The organism is Sinorhizobium sp. RAC02 (assembly GCF_001713395.1).
Classification (GTDB): domain Bacteria; phylum Pseudomonadota; class Alphaproteobacteria; order Rhizobiales; family Rhizobiaceae; genus Shinella.
Map to the genome: position 1 here is coordinate 2,929,347 of NZ_CP016450.1, position 19,537 is coordinate 2,948,883.

Annotated in this window: 22 protein-coding genes; 13 read left to right on the plus strand and 9 right to left on the minus strand. The window is 63.3% G+C overall.

Annotated features, from left to right (window positions below; all coding sequences use genetic code 11):
• Positions 1–84: 84 nt before the first annotated feature.
• From BSY16_RS14085 to rsmI, 7 genes are all read right to left on the minus strand, one after another.
• Complete coding sequence (locus tag BSY16_RS14085) at positions 85–1,077, minus strand: endonuclease/exonuclease/phosphatase family protein (RefSeq protein WP_069060239.1); 993 nt, start codon at positions 1,075–1,077, stop codon at positions 85–87.
• On the minus strand, positions 1,074–2,183 hold the full coding sequence (locus tag BSY16_RS14090) for a sn-glycerol-3-phosphate import ATP-binding protein UgpC (protein WP_069060240.1): 1,110 nt from the start codon (positions 2,181–2,183) through the stop codon (positions 1,074–1,076). The genes BSY16_RS14085 and BSY16_RS14090 overlap by 4 nt, the downstream gene beginning before the upstream one ends.
• Before the next feature lie 11 nt (positions 2,184–2,194).
• Positions 2,195–3,037 carry a sn-glycerol-3-phosphate ABC transporter permease UgpE gene (gene ugpE / locus BSY16_RS14095; RefSeq protein WP_069060241.1) on the minus strand — a complete coding sequence of 281 codons (843 nt, stop codon included), beginning with the start codon at positions 3,035–3,037 and terminating at the stop codon, positions 2,195–2,197.
• Between the two features lie 13 nt (positions 3,038–3,050).
• On the minus strand, positions 3,051–3,983 hold the full coding sequence (locus BSY16_RS14100) for an ABC transporter permease subunit (protein WP_493102941.1): 933 nt from the start codon (positions 3,981–3,983) through the stop codon (positions 3,051–3,053).
• A gap of 17 nt (positions 3,984–4,000) precedes the next feature.
• Positions 4,001–5,299: an extracellular solute-binding protein gene (locus tag BSY16_RS14105; RefSeq protein ID WP_069060243.1), complete on the minus strand. Its 1,299-nt coding sequence runs from the start codon at positions 5,297–5,299 to the stop codon at positions 4,001–4,003.
• 103 nt (positions 5,300–5,402) lie between these two features.
• Positions 5,403–5,771, minus strand: coding sequence for a YraN family protein (locus BSY16_RS14110; protein ID WP_069060244.1), 369 nt, complete (start codon positions 5,769–5,771; stop codon positions 5,403–5,405).
• On the minus strand, positions 5,761–6,687 hold the full coding sequence (rsmI, locus tag BSY16_RS14115; RefSeq protein WP_069060245.1) for a 16S rRNA (cytidine(1402)-2'-O)-methyltransferase: 927 nt from the start codon (positions 6,685–6,687) through the stop codon (positions 5,761–5,763). Before rsmI ends, BSY16_RS14110 begins: the two co-directional genes overlap by 11 nt.
• 232 nt (positions 6,688–6,919) lie before the next feature.
• Between rsmI and dnaN the strand changes: the two genes are divergently transcribed.
• The 6 genes from dnaN (at position 6,920) to BSY16_RS14145 (ending at position 11,717) form a co-directional block, all read left to right on the plus strand.
• Entirely contained in the window at positions 6,920–8,038 is a 1,119-nt protein-coding gene (gene dnaN / locus BSY16_RS14120; protein ID WP_069060246.1) for a DNA polymerase III subunit beta, read from the plus strand.
• A 218-nt stretch (positions 8,039–8,256) separates the two neighbouring features.
• A complete protein-coding gene (pmtA, locus tag BSY16_RS14125) occupies positions 8,257–8,859 on the plus strand; it encodes a phospholipid N-methyltransferase PmtA (RefSeq protein WP_069060247.1) in 603 nt (200 codons plus the stop codon).
• Positions 8,860–8,868: 9 nt separating this feature from the next.
• Positions 8,869–9,450, plus strand: a complete 582-nt coding sequence (locus tag BSY16_RS14130; RefSeq protein WP_069060248.1) for a histidine phosphatase family protein — start codon at positions 8,869–8,871, stop codon at positions 9,448–9,450.
• A gap of 2 nt (positions 9,451–9,452) precedes the next feature.
• On the plus strand, positions 9,453–10,151 hold the full coding sequence (gene pyrF / locus BSY16_RS14135) for an orotidine-5'-phosphate decarboxylase (RefSeq protein ID WP_069060249.1): 699 nt from the start codon (positions 9,453–9,455) through the stop codon (positions 10,149–10,151).
• Between the two features lie 177 nt (positions 10,152–10,328).
• A complete protein-coding gene (locus BSY16_RS14140) occupies positions 10,329–10,616 on the plus strand; it encodes a DUF1330 domain-containing protein (protein ID WP_069060250.1) in 288 nt (95 codons plus the stop codon).
• A 120-nt stretch (positions 10,617–10,736) separates the two neighbouring features.
• Positions 10,737–11,717 carry a complex I NDUFA9 subunit family protein gene (locus BSY16_RS14145; protein ID WP_069060251.1) on the plus strand — a complete coding sequence of 327 codons (981 nt, stop codon included), beginning with the start codon at positions 10,737–10,739 and terminating at the stop codon, positions 11,715–11,717.
• Positions 11,718–11,843: 126 nt separating this feature from the next.
• Here BSY16_RS14145 and BSY16_RS32450 read toward each other — a convergent pair whose 3' ends face one another.
• Together BSY16_RS32450 and BSY16_RS14150 are read right to left on the minus strand one after the other, a co-directional pair.
• Positions 11,844–12,062 (minus strand): hypothetical protein, encoded by a 219-nt coding sequence (locus BSY16_RS32450; protein ID WP_171902419.1) that lies wholly within the window; start codon positions 12,060–12,062, stop codon positions 11,844–11,846.
• 150 nt (positions 12,063–12,212) lie between these two features.
• Positions 12,213–13,019 carry an undecaprenyl-diphosphate phosphatase gene (locus tag BSY16_RS14150; RefSeq protein WP_069060252.1) on the minus strand — a complete coding sequence of 269 codons (807 nt, stop codon included), beginning with the start codon at positions 13,017–13,019 and terminating at the stop codon, positions 12,213–12,215.
• A 30-nt stretch (positions 13,020–13,049) separates the two neighbouring features.
• On the opposite strand from BSY16_RS14150, the gene BSY16_RS32455 reads away from it, so the two are divergent.
• The 7 genes from BSY16_RS32455 (at position 13,050) to BSY16_RS14180 (ending at position 19,508) form a co-directional block, all read left to right on the plus strand.
• Entirely contained in the window at positions 13,050–13,196 is a 147-nt protein-coding gene (locus tag BSY16_RS32455) for a hypothetical protein (protein WP_160857823.1), read from the plus strand.
• 11 nt (positions 13,197–13,207) lie between these two features.
• Positions 13,208–13,900, plus strand: coding sequence for a glutathione S-transferase family protein (locus BSY16_RS14155; RefSeq protein WP_069060253.1), 693 nt, complete (start codon positions 13,208–13,210; stop codon positions 13,898–13,900).
• A gap of 10 nt (positions 13,901–13,910) precedes the next feature.
• Positions 13,911–15,056 carry a tRNA epoxyqueuosine(34) reductase QueG gene (gene queG, locus BSY16_RS14160; protein WP_069060254.1) on the plus strand — a complete coding sequence of 382 codons (1,146 nt, stop codon included), beginning with the start codon at positions 13,911–13,913 and terminating at the stop codon, positions 15,054–15,056.
• On the plus strand, positions 15,053–15,928 hold the full coding sequence (locus BSY16_RS14165) for an SDR family oxidoreductase (protein WP_069060255.1): 876 nt from the start codon (positions 15,053–15,055) through the stop codon (positions 15,926–15,928). Before queG ends, BSY16_RS14165 begins: the two co-directional genes overlap by 4 nt.
• A gap of 361 nt (positions 15,929–16,289) precedes the next feature.
• Entirely contained in the window at positions 16,290–16,652 is a 363-nt protein-coding gene (locus BSY16_RS14170; RefSeq protein ID WP_069060256.1) for a septal ring lytic transglycosylase RlpA family protein, read from the plus strand.
• A gap of 77 nt (positions 16,653–16,729) precedes the next feature.
• Positions 16,730–18,019 carry an RsmB/NOP family class I SAM-dependent RNA methyltransferase gene (locus BSY16_RS14175; protein WP_069060257.1) on the plus strand — a complete coding sequence of 430 codons (1,290 nt, stop codon included), beginning with the start codon at positions 16,730–16,732 and terminating at the stop codon, positions 18,017–18,019.
• 211 nt (positions 18,020–18,230) lie between these two features.
• Entirely contained in the window at positions 18,231–19,508 is a 1,278-nt protein-coding gene (locus BSY16_RS14180) for an imelysin family protein (RefSeq protein WP_069060258.1), read from the plus strand.
• Positions 19,509–19,537 lie beyond the last annotated feature (29 nt).

The following is a 19,537-nucleotide window of genomic DNA, read 5'->3' on the forward strand; positions in this document are numbered from 1 at the left end:
GTCGTGCCGGGAGAATAGGCGATAGCGGTAACGGTGCCGTTCAAACAATCGGTTGCATTTTAAACATCCGTAACAATTCCCGCTTCAGGCGAAACCGTCGATCCGGCAGGTGATGAGATCGTGGTCAGACAGCGGTCGGCCGGAGGGGCAGAGCGACGAGACGATGCGGGTCTGCGAGACGGCAAGGCCGCGGGTCAGGAACCAGTCGAGCTTCATCGCCCGCTCGGGCCAGCGCGTGATGAGGCTCGGACGTGTCGTCATCGTGTCGAGCGGGCCGCCGTGGCGCGTGAAGCCACGCTCGGCAGCGCGGGCGAAAAGGCCCTCCGCTTCGAAATCACCATCGGCATGGTTGCCGGTGTTGAGATCGCCGCCGATGATGAGCGGGCGGCCCGGAAAGGCGGCATCCAGCGCATCCATCAGGCCGACCATCTGGCGCTCGCGATAGACCGCCGTCGTCGCGCTTTCGAAATGCGTGGAGGCCAGCACGAGGGGACCGGATTCCGTGTTGATGACGGCGCCGATCGCCATGCGTTCGCCAAGACGCGGCTGGTCGACCGCGTCCATGAACCAAAGGCGTTCACCTTCGAGGCGCAGCAGGAAGGGCTCGTGCAATGGCACGGTCGACATCAGGCCGTTGCCATGCAGGCCGCGACGGTTGAATTTGTCCTTGCAGAATTCGAGTTCCGTCTCCGAGCCGAGGCCGAGCTCGATGAATTCGACACCGTAAAGATAGGCCATGCCGAGCTCGTCGGCGACCTCTGCCGTGGTATGGCGCTGGCGCGTGCGGGCCATGCCGTCGTCCATCTCGGAGAGCAGCACGATTTCGGCACCGGTGGCACCCAGATGTTCGGCGCTTTGCAGCGGAAACAGGCAGCGCTCCAGGTTCCAGGCGGCGACGGTGAAGGGAAAGGGCAGCGGCTCGGCGCGTTCGGCCCGGCCACCGGCCTCCACCGCGTTCATGCAGGCGAGGTCCGCCATATGGGCGTCGTGCGCGGCGATGGACTTTTCGAGACCTGCAATGGCGGCGCGCTCCTCCGGGGAGGGGGCGGACAGCCTGCCGACGGTCGTGCGGATCATGATATCACGAACTCCACCGTGGAAGCGCTTGCCGTAACCGTTCTTTCACCCGCCCAGTCGATGCGGCGACCGCTGGCCGTGTCGAAGAAATGTAGCCGGGAGGGCGAAATCGACAGCGAGGCGGTTTCCGGAAGCGGGATTTCCGCCGAGAGCGCCGCGACCATCGGCTGGTCGCCGACGAGCCCGTGCACGAGGCGCTGGGCACCCAGTTCCTCGACATAGTCGATGTGGAACGGCATGCTGCCATCCAGTCCCTGATGCAGGCGCAGGTCCTCCGCGCGCAGACCCACGGTGACCGCGCCCTGTGCCGGCACCGTCGAACCGAGGTCGATGAGCGCCGGGCCAAGCGCCAGCTTCGTGCCATGCACTTCACCGCTGACGAGGTTCATGGCCGGCGAGCCGATGAAGCTTGCGACGAAGGTGGTGGCCGGGCGGTGATAGACCTCCAACGGACGGCCGATCTGCTCGATCTTGCCGCCTGACAGGACGACGAGCCGGTCGGCGAGCGTCATGGCTTCCAGTTGGTCGTGGGTGACGTAGATCGACGTGGTGCCGACGCGGCGTTGCAGGCGCTTGATCTCGCCGCGCATGGAGACGCGTAGCTTCGCATCGAGATTGGACAGCGGCTCATCGAACAGGAAGGCCGACGGCTTGCGCACGATGGCACGGCCCATGGCGACACGCTGCCGCTGGCCGCCGGACAGCGCGCGGGGCTTGCGTTCCAGATAGGGCTGGAGTTCCAGCATGCGGGCGGCCTCCGCCACGCGTGCATCGATCTCCGCCTTCGGCGTGCGACGGTTCTTCAGGCCATAGGCAAGGTTTTCGTAAACCGACATGTGCGGGTAGAGCGCGTAGTTCTGGAAGACCATGGCGATATCGCGGTCGGCCGGATCAACGGCGTTGACCACGCGGTCGCCGATCGTCACGCTGCCCTCGCTGATCGTCTCCAGCCCGGCGATCATGCGCAGCAGCGTCGACTTTCCGCAGCCCGACGGGCCGACGAGCACGATGAACTCGCCGTCGGCGATGTCGATGTTGACGGCGCTGACCGCGGTCACCCCGCCATTGTAGATCTTCGATACGTCCTTGATGCCGATCGATGCCATGGGGAGGTTCCTTACTTGTCGCTTTCGGTGAGGCCCTTGATGAACCAGCGCTGGAAGATCAGCACGATCATCACGGGCGGCAGCATGGCGAGGATCGCCAGCGCAAAGGCCTCGTTGTAATCGGGGATGTTGGAGCCGACCCAGACGAGCAGGATCTGCTTGATGCCGCGCACCAGCGTGAAGAAGCGCTCATCTGTGGTCATCAGCGTCGGCCAGAGATACTGGTTCCAGCCATAGACGAACATGATGATGAAGATCGCCGCGATCATGGTGCGCGAGAGCGGCACCAGAATGTCGAAGAAGAACTTGATCGGCCCGGCGCCATCGATGCGCGCAGCCTCCAGCAGTTCCTCGGGTACCGACTTGAAGAACTGGCGGAAGAAGAAGGTGCCGGTGGCGGATGCGAGCAGCGGGACGATGAGACCGGTATAGGTGTTGGTCAGCCCAAGCTTGGTCATCACCTCGTAAGACGGCACGATGCGCACTTCGAGCGGCAGGAGCAGCGTCGTAAAAATCATCCAGAAGAACAGCGTGCCGAACTTGAAGCGGAAATAGACGATCGCATAGGCCGCCAGCATCGACAGCACGATCTTGCCCGCGGCAAAACCGATGCCAAGGATCAGCGAATTGAGGATCATGCGGGTGCCAGTGATTTCGCCGGTGAAGCCACCCTTGCGCGTCAACACGGTGTTGTAGGTCTCGGTGAAATGGTCGCCCCAGGAGAGGAAGACGCCGTTGCGGTGGATGTCGACCGCGTCGTGGGTCGAGGTCATGAAGGCGACCACGACCGGCGCCACCATGATGAAGACGCCGAGCATGAGGACGAAGTGATCGAAGAAACGGATGCGGTTCATGGCGGGCGCCCTCTCAATTGTAATGGACGCGCCGCTCGATGAAGCGGAACTGGAAGATGGTGAGCACGAAGACGACGATCATCAGGATGACGGACTGGGCCGAGGAGCCACCGAGGTCGTTGCCGCGGAAGCCGTCCATATAGACCTTGTAGACGAGCGTGATCGGGTTGTTGGCCGCCTTGTCCTTCACCATCACGTCGATGACGCCGAACGTGTCGAACAGCGAATAGGTCATGTTGATGATGAGCAGGAAGAAGGCGGTGGGGGCAAGCAGCGGCAGCGTCATCGTCCAGAAGCGGCGGACGCCGGAGCGGCAGTCGATGGCGGCGGCTTCGCGCACGGAGACGGGGATGCTCTGGAGCCCTGAGAGAATGAAAATGAAATTGTAGGGGATCTGCTTCCAGACCGACACGATGATCATGGCGATCGCGGTGTCGTTGTAGTTGAGGCCGACCTTCATGTCCCAGCCGAAGAAGCCGGCGAGCTTCACCAGCGGGCCGATATGCTGGTCGAAGAACATCATGCCCATCAAGCCGGCGACCGGCGGGGCGATGGCGTAGACCCAGATCAGCAGTGTCTTGTAGGTCGAACTTCCCTTCAGCACCGCGTCAGCCTTGACGGCGAGCAGCATGCCGATGCCCAGCGACAGGAAGGTCACCAGCACCGTGAAGACCACCGTAAAACGGGCGATTGCCTGGTACTGCACGGAGCCCAGCGCATCGGCATAGTTGGAAAGGCCCACGAAGGTGGAGCCGAAACCGAACGGGTCTTCGAGATAGAAGGACGACTGGATCGCCTGCACGGAGGGCCAGTAGAAGAACACGAAGATGATCGCCATCTGCGGCGCGATAAAGAGATAGGGCAGATAGGGCGAGGAGAATTGCACGCGCTTCATGGAGCCACCTTCATAGCGGCGTGCCGGGAGCAGGACGCCCCCGGCACGAATTTCAGCGGATGGCAGTATCAGCCGGCGGTCTTGGCAAAGCGGGCGAGCAGTTCGTTCGCTTCGGTCTCGATCGTCTTCAGGGCTTCTTCGACAGTCGTTTCACCGGCGAAGATGCGGCCGTATTCGCGTTCCATGATTTCGCGGATCTGCGGGTAGAAGCCGAGGCGGTAACCCTTCGACCAGTCGCCCGACTTCAGCATGAGCTGCTGGATGCCGACTTCGGCTGCCGGCTTCTCCTTGTAGTAGCCTTCGGACTTCGCGAGTTCATAGGCAGCCTTGGTGATGGCGACGTAGCCGGTTGCCTGGTGGTAGAACTTCTGGATTTCCGGCGAGGTCAGGAACTGGAAGAAGTCGGCCGTGCACTTGTTTTCAGCTTCCGGCTTGCCGGACATGGCGAAGAGAGCAGCGCCGCCGATGAAGGTGTTGGTGCCGGCACCCTCGATGCTGTTCCAGTAGGGCAGGAAGGTTGCCGAGAACGGCTTCTGCGCGGTCTTCTGGAGGCCGCCGAACGAACCCGAGGAGCCGATCCAGAAGGCGGCCTTGCCTTCTTCGAAGAGCTTCTGGTTGTCGTTCCAGCCGGCGCCGTAGTAGCCGAAGTAGCCTTCGTCAGCCCAGGCCTTGAGCTTGGTGAACATCATGACGAGGTTCGGGTCCGTCATGTTGATCTTGGTGTCGACGACCGAGTCGTAACCGTTGTTGTTCGTCGCGAACTGGATGTTGTGGCGCGAGAAGAAGTTTTCGGTGAACTGCCAGGTCAGCTGCGACTGGACGAGCGGCAGGTAGCCGGCTTCCTTGAGCTTCGGCGCGACAGCCTCGAACTCTTCCCAGGTCTTCGGGGCTTCGACGCCGGCTTTTTCGAGGGCTTCGGTGTTCACGTACATGATCGGGGCCGAGGAGTTGAACGGCATGCCGACGAACTTGCCATCCGGGGCGGCGTAGAAGTAGCGCACGCCCTCGATGAAGGCTTCGCGGTCGAAGGTGTAGCCGGCCTGGGTGATCAGGTCTTCAGCGGGGATGACGGCGCCCGGCGCGTTGATGATCGTCGCCGCACCGGCGTCGAACACCTGCAGGATGTTCGGCTGCTCGCCCGAACGGAAAGCCGCGATGCCCGAAGCCAGCGCTTCCTCGTAGGTGCCCTTGGAAACCGGCGTGATGGCGCAGGTCGACTGGGCGGCGTTGAACTTCTGCGCGACTTCGTTGATCACTTCGCCGTTGCGGCCGGCCATGCCGTGCCACCAGGTGATGTTGGTGGCGGCCATCGACGTCGTGGCGGAGATGGCGAGTGCGAAACCTGCGAGGGAAAGCGGCTTGAACATGGGTTGCTCCTCTTCACCGGATTTGGTGTGAGGGGTGCACTAAGGGGCGACCATGACGGGCGCGTTACGCTTTCATGTCAGTTTCGTTACATTTTCTTTTTGATCAAAACGCATCCACAAGGTGTTTTGGAAGCCGCCAGGGCCGCACCGCGACAATATCATACCGTAACGACAGGCGATGACCGTCCGGCTGGCGCGAAAGCCAGAGTTCGCTCGCCGCGCGAATGCGGTTCTGGGTCGTTCCGGTAACGGCGAAAACGGCGCTGTCGACATCGCGGCGCGCTTTCACTTCCACGCAGACGATGAGATCACCGCGCCGGGCGATGATGTCGATCTCGCCAAGCTTGGTGCGATAGCGGATGGCGCGGATGCGGTAGCCCTTGGCCATCAGATACAGTGCAGCGATGTATTCGGAAACGTGTCCGCGGCGGAAGGCCTTGAGCCGGTTCGGATCCGCCGCCCTATCCCGCATCGCCGCCCTTCAGGTCGATCAGGCGCTGGTAGAGATCCCGACGCGGCAGGCCGGTCTGGCGCGCCGCTTCCGTCGCGGCCTTGCCGGCCGACATGTCCTTGACGAGCGCCGAAAGCAGCCGGTCGACATCCGCCGCCTCGGGGGCTGCCGCCTCGCCCGGCGGGGCGATGACAAAGACGATCTCGCCCTTCACCGTGTGACCGTCACCATAAAAGACGGCGAGATCACCGAGCGGGCCGCGGCGGAATTCCTCGAATGTCTTGGTCAGTTCGCGGCAGACGCAGGCGACGCGCGCCTCGCCCAATACATCGGCCGCCGCAGCGACCGTTGCCGCAATGCGATGTGGCGATTCAAAGAACAGCAGCGTTGCCGGAACACTCGCAAGTTCGGCGAGGCGGTCGCGCTTCGCCTTGTCCTTGGTCGGCAGGAAGCCGGCGAAAAAGAAGGCGTCGTTCGGCAGGCCGGAGCCGACGAGGGCGGCAAGCGGCGCGGAGGCGCCGGGGATCGGCACCACGCGGTGGCCGGCCGCGATGGCGAGCAGCGCGAGGCGATAACCGGGGTCGGAGACGAGCGGCGTGCCGGCATCCGACACGAGCGCCACGGATTTCCCCGCTTCGAGCGCCGCGATGAGGCGGGGACCGGCCTCGTCAGCATTGTGCTCATGATAGGCATAGGGCCGGTTGACGATGCCGTAGCGGTCGAGCAGCACGCGGGTGACGCGGGTATCCTCGCAGGCAAGCACATCGGCGCCGGCCAGCGTTTCCAGCGCGCGCAGCGTGATGTCGGAGAGATTGCCGATGGGGGTGGCGACCAGATAGAGCGCCGGCTCCATCGGGCGGGCCGGGATCACGGCATTGTGCAGGCGAAAGCTTTTCGCGTTTTCGCCCGCTCCGCTCGCCACAGCCTCGTCCCGCATATCCGTCACCTTTCCGGCCGTTGAAGGGCAGCACTTTTCTCTCCTTATGGGCGAGCAGGCATGCCCTCGCAAGGTGCGACCGGTGAGTATCGCGTGTCCAGCGCCGTTAGCACTTGCAATGTTCGACCAGTTTCTGCCATTTTGCCCGTCCACATCCTTCCGGCACAACCGGAATTCCAAGGCAATGCCGCGCCGGTCTCCGGCGCACTAGCGGTCGAAAGCGGTACAGTTCATGCGCATTACTCTCGAGCGGTCCAATCTTCTGAAGTCGCTGAACCACGTTCATCGCGTGGTCGAACGGCGCAACACGATCCCGATCCTCTCGAACGTGCTGCTGCGCTCGGATGGCGCGAGCCTCGACATGAAGGCGACCGACCTCGACCTCGAGATCACGGAAGCGACGCCCGCACAGGTCGAGCAGGCCGGTGCGACCACCGTTCCGGCGCATCTCCTCTACGACATCGTCCGCAAGCTTTCCGACGGCTCGGAGGTGGCGCTGGCCACCAATGCAGACGGCTCGGCCATGACGGTGACGTCCGGCCGCTCGAAATTCTCGCTGCAATGCCTGCCGCAGTCCGACTTCCCGGACCTCACCGCCGGCAGTTTTTCGCACACGTTCCGCCTCAAGGCGACGGATCTGAAAATGCTGATCGATCGCACGCAGTTCGCGATCTCGACGGAAGAGACCCGCTATTACCTCAACGGCATCTTCATCCACACGATCGAGAGCAACGGCCAGCTCAAGCTGCGCGCCGTCGCCACCGATGGCCACCGCCTCGCGCGCGCCGATGTCGAGGCCCCGTCGGGCTCCGAGGGCATGCCGGGCATCATCATTCCGCGCAAGACGGTCGGCGAGCTCCAGAAGCTGGTCGACAATCCGGACCTCGTCGTCACCGTCGAAGTGTCGGACGCCAAGATCCGTTTCACCATCGGCTCGATCGTTCTGACCTCCAAGCTGATCGACGGTACCTTCCCGGATTACCAGCGCGTGATCCCGACCGGCAACGACAAGGAACTGAAGATCGATTGCCAGTCCTTCGCACAGGCCGTCGACCGCGTTTCCACCATTTCCTCCGAACGCGGCCGTGCCGTGAAGCTGGCGCTGGGCGAAGGCCAGCTGACGCTGACCGTCAACAACCCGGATTCGGGCAGCGCCACGGAAGAACTGGCCGTCGGCTACGACAGCGATCCGCTGGAAATCGGCTTTAACGCCAAATACCTGCTCGACATCACCTCGCAGCTCTCCGGCACGGAAGCCGTCTTCATGCTGGCCGATCCGGGTTCGCCGACGCTGGTGCGCGATCTCGCCGGCGACGACGCCCTCTACGTGCTCATGCCGATGCGCGTCTAGGCCTGCGGTCTCGACATCGGGAAACCGTTGTGGAACCCGCCGGCCATCCGGCGGGTTCTTTTTTGCGTAAGCGCCGCCGCCCGAGGAAACTTGGGGCGACGGCGCAATCAGACTTGCTTTTGACGCAAACCGCGTCACATATTTGCCCATGGCCGGACGAACTGGACGGGAATGAACCCCGCTGCCGACCTAGCGAATGCACCATGAAGGGGAATGGCATGACGTTGCGTGTGAAGGTCAAGGAACGGCTGGGCAAAAAGTTCGACGACGAAATCCGCTTCTTCAAGGGCTGGATGAGCAACACGCGGGCCGTCGGCTCGATCATTCCCACGTCCTCGATCACCGCGCGCCGCATGGCGAGCGTCGTCAACCCCAACTCCGGCCTTCCGGTGCTGGAACTCGGCCCGGGCACCGGCGTCATCACCAAGGCGATCCTCGCGACCGGCCTTGCCCCGGAAAAACTGACCTCGATCGAATTCTCGACGGACTTTTATAACCACCTCGTCGAGCGCTTCGATGGCGTGAACTTCATCAATGGCGATGCCTTCGACCTCGACAAGACGCTTGGCGCGATGCGCGATGCGACGTTCGACAGCGTTGTTTCCGCCGTGCCGCTCCTCAATTTCCCGATGCACAGGCGCGTGTCGCTGATCGAGGACCTGCTGTCGCGCATTCCCGTCGGCCGCCCGGTCGTGCAAATCTCCTACGGCCCGCTTTCCCCCGTCGTCGCCATGCCGGATCGCTACCAGATCACGCATCTCGACTTCGTCGTGCGCAACATTCCGCCGGCGCAGCTCTGGACCTACCGCCGCACCCACTGAGGCACGGCCATGTTCGCGCTCTACATCACCCATCCGCAGGTGCTGATCGACCCGGCCGTTCCCGTGCCCGACTGGGGCCTGTCAGAGCGCGGGCGCGAGCGCGCCCTGCTTGCCGCTTCATCCGACTGGTCCCGCCAGATCGGCCGTTTCGTGGCGAGCACCGAGCGCAAGGCGATCGAGACGGCGGACATCCTGGCCGCCGGCCGTCTCGCCATCGAAACCGACCATGCCATGGGCGAAAACGACCGCTCCGCCACCGGCTTCCTGCGGCCCGACGCCTTCGAGGAGGCGGCCGACTGGTTTTTCGCCCATCCGGAACAGAGTTTTCGCGGCTGGGAGCGGGCGGTGGATGCGCAGGCGCGCATCATCTCGGCCGTCGAGCGGGCATTGGCCGACCACGATCCCAAAATCCCCGTCGCCTTTGTCGGCCATGGCGGCGTCGGCACATTGCTGAAATGCCACCTCAAGGGCAAACCGATCCACAGGGATGGCGACCAGCCGGCGGGGGGCGGTAATCTTTTCGCTTTCCGGCTTGCAGACCGTGCCGTCACATGCGACTGGACGCCAATGGAGTTTTGGAAAGGGATTTGACCATGTCCGCGCGCGACCGCCTGATCGTTGGCCTCGATGTTCCAACCATCGCGGAGGCGGAAAAGGTGGTCCGGACGCTCGGCAGTACCGCCCTTTTCTACAAGATCGGCTACCAGCTGGTCTTCGCCGGCGGCCTGGAGTTCGCCCGCGACCTTGCCAAAGACGGCAAGAAAGTCTTCCTCGACATGAAGCTGCTCGACATCGACAACACGGTGGCGAAGGGCGTGGAAAACATCGTCAAGATGGGCATGTCCATGCTGACCCTGCACGCTTACCCCAAGGCCATGGCCGCCGCCGTGTCCGCTGCCAAGGGCTCCGACCTCTGTCTGCTCGGCGTGACGGTTCTCACCTCCATGGATGCCAAGGACGTCATCGACGCCGGCTACGAATATGACCCGCATACACTGGTGTTGCGCCGCGCCGAACAGGCGCGCATCGCCGGCATGGGCGGCGTCGTCTGCTCCGCCGAAGAAGCCAAGGCCGTGCGGAAGATCGTCGGTGCGGACATGGCAATCGTCACCCCCGGCATCCGCCCCGCCGGCGCGGAACTCGGCGACCAGAAGCGCGTGATGACGCCGGCCGACGCCTTGAAGGCCGGCTCCAGCCACCTCGTCGTCGCCCGCCCCATCGTGAACGCCGCCGATCCGCTTGCGGCGACCAAGGCCATCCTCGCCGAGATGGACGGCGCGCTGACGGCGTGAAATAACGGAGAGATACGGGTTACCCCCCTCATCCGGCCTTGGGCCACCTTCTCCCCGCTGGGGAGAAGGGAAACGAGACGTCTGCGATGTCCCCTTCTCCCCAGCGGGGAGAAGGGGCCGGCAGGCGGATGAGGGGGAATCCCGGCGGCGCTTTGACAACAAAAGACGGAGAGAGACATGCCGAAGGGCTACTGGATTGCACAGGTCGACGTGCGCGACCCCGAGCGCTATAAGGACTATGTCGCCGCCGCCAAGCCGGCCTTCGAGAAGTTCGGCGCAAGCTTCGTCGCCCGCGGCGGCGCCTATGCGCAGCTGGAAGGCCGCGTGCGCGCCCGCAACGTGATCATCGAATTCCCCTCCTTGCAGGCCGCCGTCGACTGTTACAACTCGCCGGAATACCAGATCGCCGCCGCCATCCGCCAGGAAGTGGCGGATGCGGAAATGGTGGTCGTCGAAGGCCTCTGATCGCCGGGCTCAAAACCTTCATAAAACCCGGCCGGAGAGACGCTTCGCCGCGCTTCACCTTGTCAGCACTTTGGGCTATGTAGGCCCTACCTACCTTTCCTACTCTCCAGGAGCAGCCACATGACCTTGTCCAACCTTCCGCCGCTCGTCACCGTCTTCGGCGGCTCGGGCTTCGTCGGGCGTCATGTGGTGCGCGCGCTGGCGCGCCGCGGCTATCGCATCCGCGTTGCCGTGCGGCGCCCGGATCTCGCCGGCTTCCTCCAGCCGATCGGCGGCGTCGGCCAGATTTCCTTCGTCCAGGCGAACCTGCGCTACCGCCAGTCGGTCGACCGCGCCGTCGAAGGCTCCGACCATGTCATCAACTGTGTCGGCGTGCTCTTCGAGAGCGGTCGCAACAGCTTTGATGCGGTTCAGGATTTTGGCGCCCGCGCAGTCGCCGAGGCTGCCCGTGCGGCCGGTGCCAAGCTGACCCACATTTCCGCGATCGGCGCCGACGAAAAGTCGCAGTCCTCCTACGCCCGCACCAAGGGCCGCGGTGAGGCCGCCGTGCTGCGCACGGTGCCGGACGCCGTCATCCTGCGCCCCTCCATCGTCTTCGGTCCAGAGGACGGCTTCTTCAACAAGTTCGCCACCATGGCCCGCTATGCGCCGGCTTTGCCGCTGATCGGCGGCGGCCACACCAAGTTCCAGCCGGTCTATGTCGCCGACGTCGCGGAAGCGGTTGCCCGTTCTGTGGATGGCACCATCGAACGCGGCCGCATCTACGAACTCGGCGGCCCGGAAGTGCTGACCTTCCGCCAGTGTCTCGAGCTGATGCTGCGCGTGGTCGACCGCAAGAAGCCGCTTGTGTCCCTGCCATTCGGCATTGCTTCGCTGATCGGCTCCATCGCCTCGCTGGTGCCGTTCATCGCGCCGCCGCTCACCTCCGATCAGGTGACGCTGCTGCGCTCGGACAATGTGGTTTCCGATGCTGCCCGCAGCGAAGGCCGCACGCTCGAAGCCATCGGCATCGAACCGATCCTCGTTGAAGCGATCCTGCCGAGCTACCTCGTGCGCTACCGCCAGCAGGGCCAGTTCACCCGCATCGACAAGACGGCCTAATAGGCGTTTTTCGGGAATCGGAACGGCCGCCGCAGGGGTATTTCCCGCGGCGGCCGCTTTGTTTTCTGAAAGCGCTTTAAGCGCTCTGTTGCACTTATGCAGCGGTTAAAAAATGCGTTGCGGCATTTACCCGAGATTCAGCATGTCGCGATATTGCTTGTCTTCGGGCCAGCGAATAAACACCGCCCCCGTCGCGTTGTACTGAATGACAGTTCTGCGGCGTATTTTCAGGACTTTGAGAGGCTTCCCGCCCATGGGCAAGGCAATTGCAATCTTCTTCGGATTTTCGGCTCTGATCATCGTGGCCGGATCCTTTGCCGCGCCCTCGACGGTCTCCGCCGGCAAGCACGGCTGCTCGCCGGCCTACGGCGTCGACCCGTGCACGACCGCATCGGTCAAGTAAGCGCCGGCCGGTCCTGAGACCGGCCGAATTGATTCTTTGTTTGACGCAATTCCGAACGGAAAACCGCTACGCACTTTTCCTGGAATTGCTTCTCAACCAAAGACCAGCAGGCCGATCAGGCCCAGCGTTCCCACAACGATTCGCCAGATCGCAAACAGCGTGAAGCCGCGGCGCGACACGAAGTCGAGCAGCTTGCGCACGACGAACAGACCAGCCACGAAGGCAGCGGCAAAGCCGACGCCGATCACCAGCAGGTCGTCCGACGAGAGTGCATCGCGGTTCTTGTAGAGATCGAGCGTGAAGGCGCCGACCATGGTCGGCATGGCGAGGAAGAACGAGAATTCCGCCGCCGAACGCTTGTCGGTGCCCATCAGCAGGGCGCCGGCGATGGTGGCACCCGAGCGGGAGGTGCCGGGAATCATCGCCAGGCACTGGCACAGGCCGATCTTAAAGGCGAGTGACGGCGGGTAGGTCATCGCATCCGTATAACGCGGCGTCAGCGGCAGCTGATCGATCACGTAGAGAATGACGCCGCCGATGATCAGCACGATACAGATGAGCATCGGCGTCTCGAACAGCACCGTCTTGATGAAATCATGCGCGATCGCGCCGATGACCGCCGCCGGCAGGAAGGCGATGAGCACGCTCAGCACGAAACGCCGGGCTTCGGGGCTCGACGGCAGCGCGAAGGCGATACGCAGCAGCTTTGCCGCATAGACGGAGAGGATCGCCAGGATGGCGCCGAGCTGGATCAGCACGGCAAAGGTATTGCCCGGTGATTTGAAGCCGAGAAAGTGCCCGGCAAGCAGGATGTGTCCGGTGGAGGACACTGGTATGAATTCGGTCAGGCCCTCGATGAGACCGAGAATGAGGGCACTGACAATCGATTGATCTGCCATGAAAGTTCCTTGAGACTGGGAAAGGAAGGCATGAAAGTGAAGCAGGCTTACGGCAAAAAGCCCGATTCGCTTGTGTTTGTACCACCAAATTTCTATAGGTTCGTCAAATCAGCCGTCGCCAAATCAGTTCCGCATGAAGCGGCAGGCCCGGCATCGCCCCTTCCGCAAGACGAGTAAAAGCAGCGTTCATGCCCACACTCTATCATCATCCGATGTCGTCCGCGTCACGCTTCGTCCGCCTGATCCTTTCGGAATACGGCTTCCAGACGGAGCTTGCCGAGGAGGCGCCGTGGGAAAACCGCCGCGATTTCCTGGCCCTCAATCCGGCCGGAACGCTGCCTGTCTATGTCGATGACAGCATGCGTGCGCTCTGTGGCGCGAGCATCATCTCCGAATATCTCGACGAGACGCACGGCGTGCTGAAGCGCGATCGCCGGCTGCTTGCGGAGGACCCCTTCCAGCGCGCGGAAATCCGCCGTCTGACGGAATGGTTCCTGCAGAAGATGGAACAGGACGTCACGCGCCCGCTGGTGCGCGAGCGCATCTTCAAGCTCCAGATGACGCCGGACCAGGGTGGCGGCGCGCCGGACAGCAAGATTCTCCGCAACTCGCGCGCCAACATCCGCCAGCATATGAAATATCTCTCCTGGCTTGCCGGCTCGCGCACCTATCTCGCCGGCGACCGCCTGAGCTATGCCGACCTCGCTGCCGCCGCCATGATCTCGGTGCTCGACTATATGGGCGAGATCAACTGGGCGGACGCGCCGCAGGCCAAGGACTGGTACCAGCGGCTGAAATCCCGCCCCTCCTTCCGCCCGCTGCTCGCAGAGCGCGTGCGCGGCGTCACGCCGGTCTCGCATTACGCGGACCTGGATTTCTGAGGACAAGACAATGTCGGGCGACGAGAGGATCCGGCGCCGCCTGACCGATTTTGTGAAGGCGGAAGCCGCGGACAAGGGGTTCGACCTCTGTCGCATCACCGGCCCCGACTCGATCCCGGAAGCGCCGCCGCGTCTCGCCGACTTCCTTGCTGCCGGCTATCACGGCACGATGGACTGGATGGCCGAGACGGAAGCCCGTCGCGCCGATCCGCGGGTGCTGTGGAGCGATGTGCGCTCCGTCGTGCTGTTCGGCATGAATTATGGCCCCGAGCACGATCCACGCGCCGTGCTCGCCATGCCCGACCGGGCGGCGATTTCCGTCTACGCACAGAACCGCGACTATCACGACATCATCAAGGGCAAGCTCAAGGAAGTGGCGACGCGTTTTGCCGCGCGTGGCGGAGCGGATGTCAAGGTCTTCGTCGATACGGCACCCGTCATGGAAAAGCCGCTCGCCGCCGCGGCAGGCCTCGGCTGGCAGGGCAAACACACCAATCTCGTCAGCCGCACGCATGGCTCCTGGCTCTTCCTCGGCAGCCTCTTCACCACGGCCGATCTCTTCCGCGACGAGCCGGAGCGCGATCATTGCGGCTCCTGCCGCGCCTGCCTGGACGCCTGCCCGACACAGGCTTTCCCGGCGCCCTACAAGCTCGATGCCCGGCGCTGCATCTCCTACCTCACCATCGAGCACAAGGGGCCGATCGAGCCGGAATTTCGGACAAAAATCGGCAACCGCATCTATGGCTGCGACGACTGCCTCGCCGCCTGCCCCTGGAACAAGTTCGCAGCCAGCGCCTCCGAAATGAAGCTCGTTGCCCGCGAAGAGCTGAAGGCGCCGGCCATTGCCGACCTTTTGATGCTCGACGATCCCGGCTTCCGCGCCCATTTCTCCGGCTCGCCCGTCAAACGCATCGGCCGCGACCGCTTCGTGCGCAACACGCTGATCGCCGCCGGCAATTCCGGCGACCGCAGCCTGATTGCGCAATGTACGCGCCTTGCCGACGACACCGCGCCCGTGGTGCGGGGCATGGCCGCATGGGCGCTTTCCCGCCTGATGACACCTTCCGAATTCCGGCAATTTGCGGCAGGAAGGGTGGAGGACGCCGACGACGACGTGCGTGCGGAATATGAGAGAGCGAAGGCAGACTGTCTATGAAACACCTCCTGATCCTCGGTGCCGGCTTTTCCGGCAAGGCCATCGGCGAAACCTTTCGGGATGCCGGCTTTTCCGTCGCCGGCACCACACGGTCCGCCGAGAAAGCCGAGGCACTTCGCGCCCTCGGCGTCGAACCGATCCTCTATGACGGCGGCGCGATCTCCGAGGCGCTGGCTGCCGACATGGCGCGCGCCACCCATCTCGTTCAGTCGATCGCTCCCGGCAAGGATGGTGATCCGCTCTTCCGCACCGAGAGCCCCGCACTCTCCACCCTGATGCCGAAGCTCGAATGGGCCGGTTATCTCTCCACCGTCGGCGTCTACGGCGACCACAAGGGTGGATGGGTGAACGAGGACACGGTGCTGAACCCGGTCTCCGCCCGCTCCGTCGAGCGGGTCGAAGCGGAAAACCATTGGCTCGCCTCCGGAGAGGCATCAGGCCTGCCCGTCGCCGTACTGCGTCTTGCCGGCATCTATGGGCCGGGGCGCAATGCGCTGCGCAACATGGAGGATGGCACGGCGCGCCGCCTCATCAAGCCGGACCAGGTGTTCAACCGCATCCGCGTCGAGGATATCGGCGGCTCGGCGCTGTTCCTTGCACAAAAGCATCTCGGCGGCGTCTGGAACATCACCGACGACGAGCCCGGCCCGCCGCAGGATGTGGTGGCGGAAGCCGCCCGCCTGATGGGCCTGCCGACGCCGCCGGACATTGCTTTCGAGACGGCGGAACTTTCTCCCATGGCCAGGTCTTTCTATGGCGAGAACAAACGCGTCTCGAACGCGAAACTGCGGGCTGCAGGCTTCGACTTCCGCTTTTCGAACTACCGCCAGTCGCTCGCAGAATTGCACGCGTCCGGGCGGTGGCGGGGCTGACGGGGCGGGGCAGGCAACGGCCCCTTTTGTTGTTTAATACAACCTGAAATTTATCTGCCCTATTTTTGCCGCCGAATTCCTGCGCAGTAATTGCTAATATTGGAAGTTTTTTCTGAAAATTTGCACGAATGCCTCATCGGCATTCCAGTTCGACAGTCGATACAGTTTAGCGACTGATTCAGAAGACCTTTTCCTGTCATCTTAACAAAGATTAAAAATCCATCGTGGGCGATGGACTGTATATCGGAACGCCGTTCGACAGAATTGTGGCGGGTTGAGGCACGCTTTTGCCACTTTTGCTTCATCATAGGGCAAGCATCAAAGGGGATTTTCACAACTCGCCGTAAGGGTCATCCTAGACATGCTGTCCAAGCTCTCCAGCCTCGCGCTCGCTTCTCTCGTCGTCACCTCCTCCACCTTCGTTGCTTTTTCTGATGCTCAAGCCGCTGGTTGCGGTCGTGCCTCGTGGTATGCGCTGCATTCGCGCACGGCCTCCGGTGAGCGGATGAATCCGAACCTGATGACGGCCGCCCATCGCAGCCTGCGCTTCGGCACCAAGGTGAAGGTCACCAACGCCAACAACGGCAAGAGCGTCGTGGTGCGCATCAACGATCGTGGCCCGTTCATCCGCGGCCGCGTGCTCGATCTTTCCAAGGCCGCCGCTTCCAACATCGGCATGATCCGCTCCGGCCACGCCAAGATCTGTTTCGAAGTCATCGGCTGATCAAACCTTGAATCTGCGCACTCCCGCTTGCCCTCGGCGCGTTCCGCCGCTACCACGACGCAAAATGGAGTAAGCGGATGCGATTGGGTGGGCGGCTCTCGGGAGCCATCGAGGTTCTGACGGATATCGAGACGCGGCGGCGTCCCGTCGCCGATGCGCTCAAGGACTGGGGCCTGTCCCATCGCTTCGCCGGGTCCGGCGACCGCGCCGCGATCGGCAATATCGTCTACGACGCGTTGCGCATGAAACTGTCGCACGCCTTCCTGATGAACGATGACAGCCCTACCGCCCTCGGCTACGCGGTGCTGCTGCGCCAGTGGGACCTCGCCCCCGAGGCACTGGCTGCGGAATTCGACGGTGATCGCTTCGCCCCGGAAACGCTTTCCGAAGAAAAGCTCGCGGCCTTCCGCACCCGCAGCCTCGATGAGGCGGCCCCGCATGTGCAGGGCGATATCCCGGAATGGATCCAGTCTGCCTTCGAGACGAATTTTGCCGATGCGTGGCTGGCCGAAGCCAAGGCGCTGGCCGGACGGCCGACGCTGGACCTCAGGGCCAACACGCTGAAGGCCGGCCGCGACAAGGTGCTGAAGGCGCTGGAACGCAACGCCGCCGTCGCCTCCCCCATCGCCCGCCAGGGTGTGCGCATTCCCGCCGGCGAAGGCCCGTCGCGCCTGCCGAACGTCACCGCCGACCTCGCCTTCCAGAAGGGCTGGTTCGAGGTGCAGGACGAGGGCTCGCAGATCGTCGCAGATCTCGTCTTCCCGCAGGATGGCGACCAGGTTCTCGACTTCTGTGCCGGCGGCGGCGGCAAGACGCTCGCCATGGCGGCCGCGATGCACAACAAGGGCCAGGTGCACGCCTACGACACCGACCGCAAGCGCCTCGCGCCGATCATCGAGCGGCTGAAGCGCGCGGGCACCCGCAACGTCCAGGTCCACGAGGACATTTCCAGCCTCTCGTCGCTCAAGGGCCGGTTCGACCGCGTGCTGGTCGACGCGCCCTGCACGGGTACCGGCACTTGGCGCCGACGCCCGGACACCAAGTGGCGCCTCACCGAGAAGAACCTCGAGGAACGCATCGTCCAGCAGCAGGAAGCGCTCGCCAATGCCAGCGCCTTCGTGCGGCCGGGCGGTTCCCTGCTCTACGTCACCTGTTCCATCCTGCCGCAGGAGAACGAGGACCAAGTGCACGGCTTCTGTGCGGCCAATCCAGATTTCGAGATCCTGCCCGTCACCGATACGTGGCAGAAGCTGTTCGGCGCGGACAAGCCGCAGCCTTGGTCGCGCGATGGAAAGACCGTCACGCTGACCCCGGCATCCACCGATACGGACGGTTTCTTCTTCTGCGCCATGGGTCGCAAGGCCTGAGGCGTTTGCGCTCTGTCAAAACGGGCAGAACAGCTTGAAATCGTTCTAAACTATACACTTTGACACCAGTTTTTATTTGGTCCATGACAATAACGCCTGAATAATCCCGAGCCCGGCGGTCTGCCGGGCCATCCGGGCAACGGCCTGCTGTCGAGCAAGCCGCGACGTCCGGTGTCGGGGGGACACGCCAAACAGGACACCAGGAGACGTCATGACCACTTCCACTCTTCGCGCGGTCGCCTTTGCGCTTGCTGCGGCGGCGTCAAGCCTCGCCATCGGCTCCGCCCATGCGGCGGCCGATCCGGCTGCGATCGTCAAGCACTATGCCGAAATCGCCCATGCCAAATTCTCCGACTCGCTCGATGCCGCCAAGGCGCTCGATGCGGCGGTCGATGCCCTCATTGCTAAGCCGAGCGACGCAACACTGAAGGCAGCGCGCGAGGCGTGGCTGAAGTCGCGCGTGCCCTATCAGCAGACGGAAGCCTATCGCTTCGGCAACCCGCTCGTCGACGACTGGGAAGGCAAGGTCAACGCCTGGCCGCTTGACGAAGGCCTGATCGACTATGTCGACCCGAGCTACGGCACGGAAAGCGACGAGAACGCGCTGTTCGTCGGCAATGTCATCGCCAACCCGAAGCTGGAGATCGCCGGCAAGACGATCGACGCGACGACGATCACGCCGGCTGTGCTGCAGGAGTTGCATGAGGCCGGCGAAGTCGAGGCGAACGTCGCCACTGGCTACCATGCCATCGAGTTCCTGCTGTGGGGCCAGGACCTGAACGGCACCGGCAAAGGCGCCGGCAACCGCCAGGCTTCCGACTACGACAAGGCCAATTGCACCAACGGCAATTGCGACCGCCGCGGCGCCTATCTGAAGGCCGCCTCCTCGCTGCTCGTCACCGATCTCGAAGAGATGGTGAAGGCCTGGGCCGCGGATGGCGACGCCACCAAGAACGTCACCGCCGATCCGAAGGCCGGCATCACCGCCATGCTGACCGGCATGGGCTCGCTCTCCTACGGCGAACTGGCCGGCGAGCGCATGAAGCTCGGCCTGTTGCTGCACGATCCGGAAGAAGAGCACGATTGCTTCTCCGACAACACGCACAACTCGCACTACTACGACGTCGTCGGCATCCAGACCGTCTATACGGGCGAATATACCCGTCCGGACGGTTCGAAGCTGACCGGCCCGTCGCTTTCGGAGCTGGTTGCGGAAAAGGACGCCGCACTCGACACCGAGATGAAGGGCAAGCTCGACGCCAGCCATGCCGCCTTCAAGGCGCTGGTCGACCGTGCGGAAGGCGGCGAAGCCTATGACCAGATGATCGGTGAAGGCAATGCGGAAGGCAACAAGGTGGTGCAGACCGCCGTCGACAGCCTGATCGACCAGACGAAGACCATCGAACGCGTCATCGGGTCGCTGGACATCGGCAAGATCGAGCTTGAAGGCTCCGACAGCCTGGATAATCCTAACGCTGTCTTCCAATGATAGAAGGCGGGCCGCCTCTCCCAAGATGG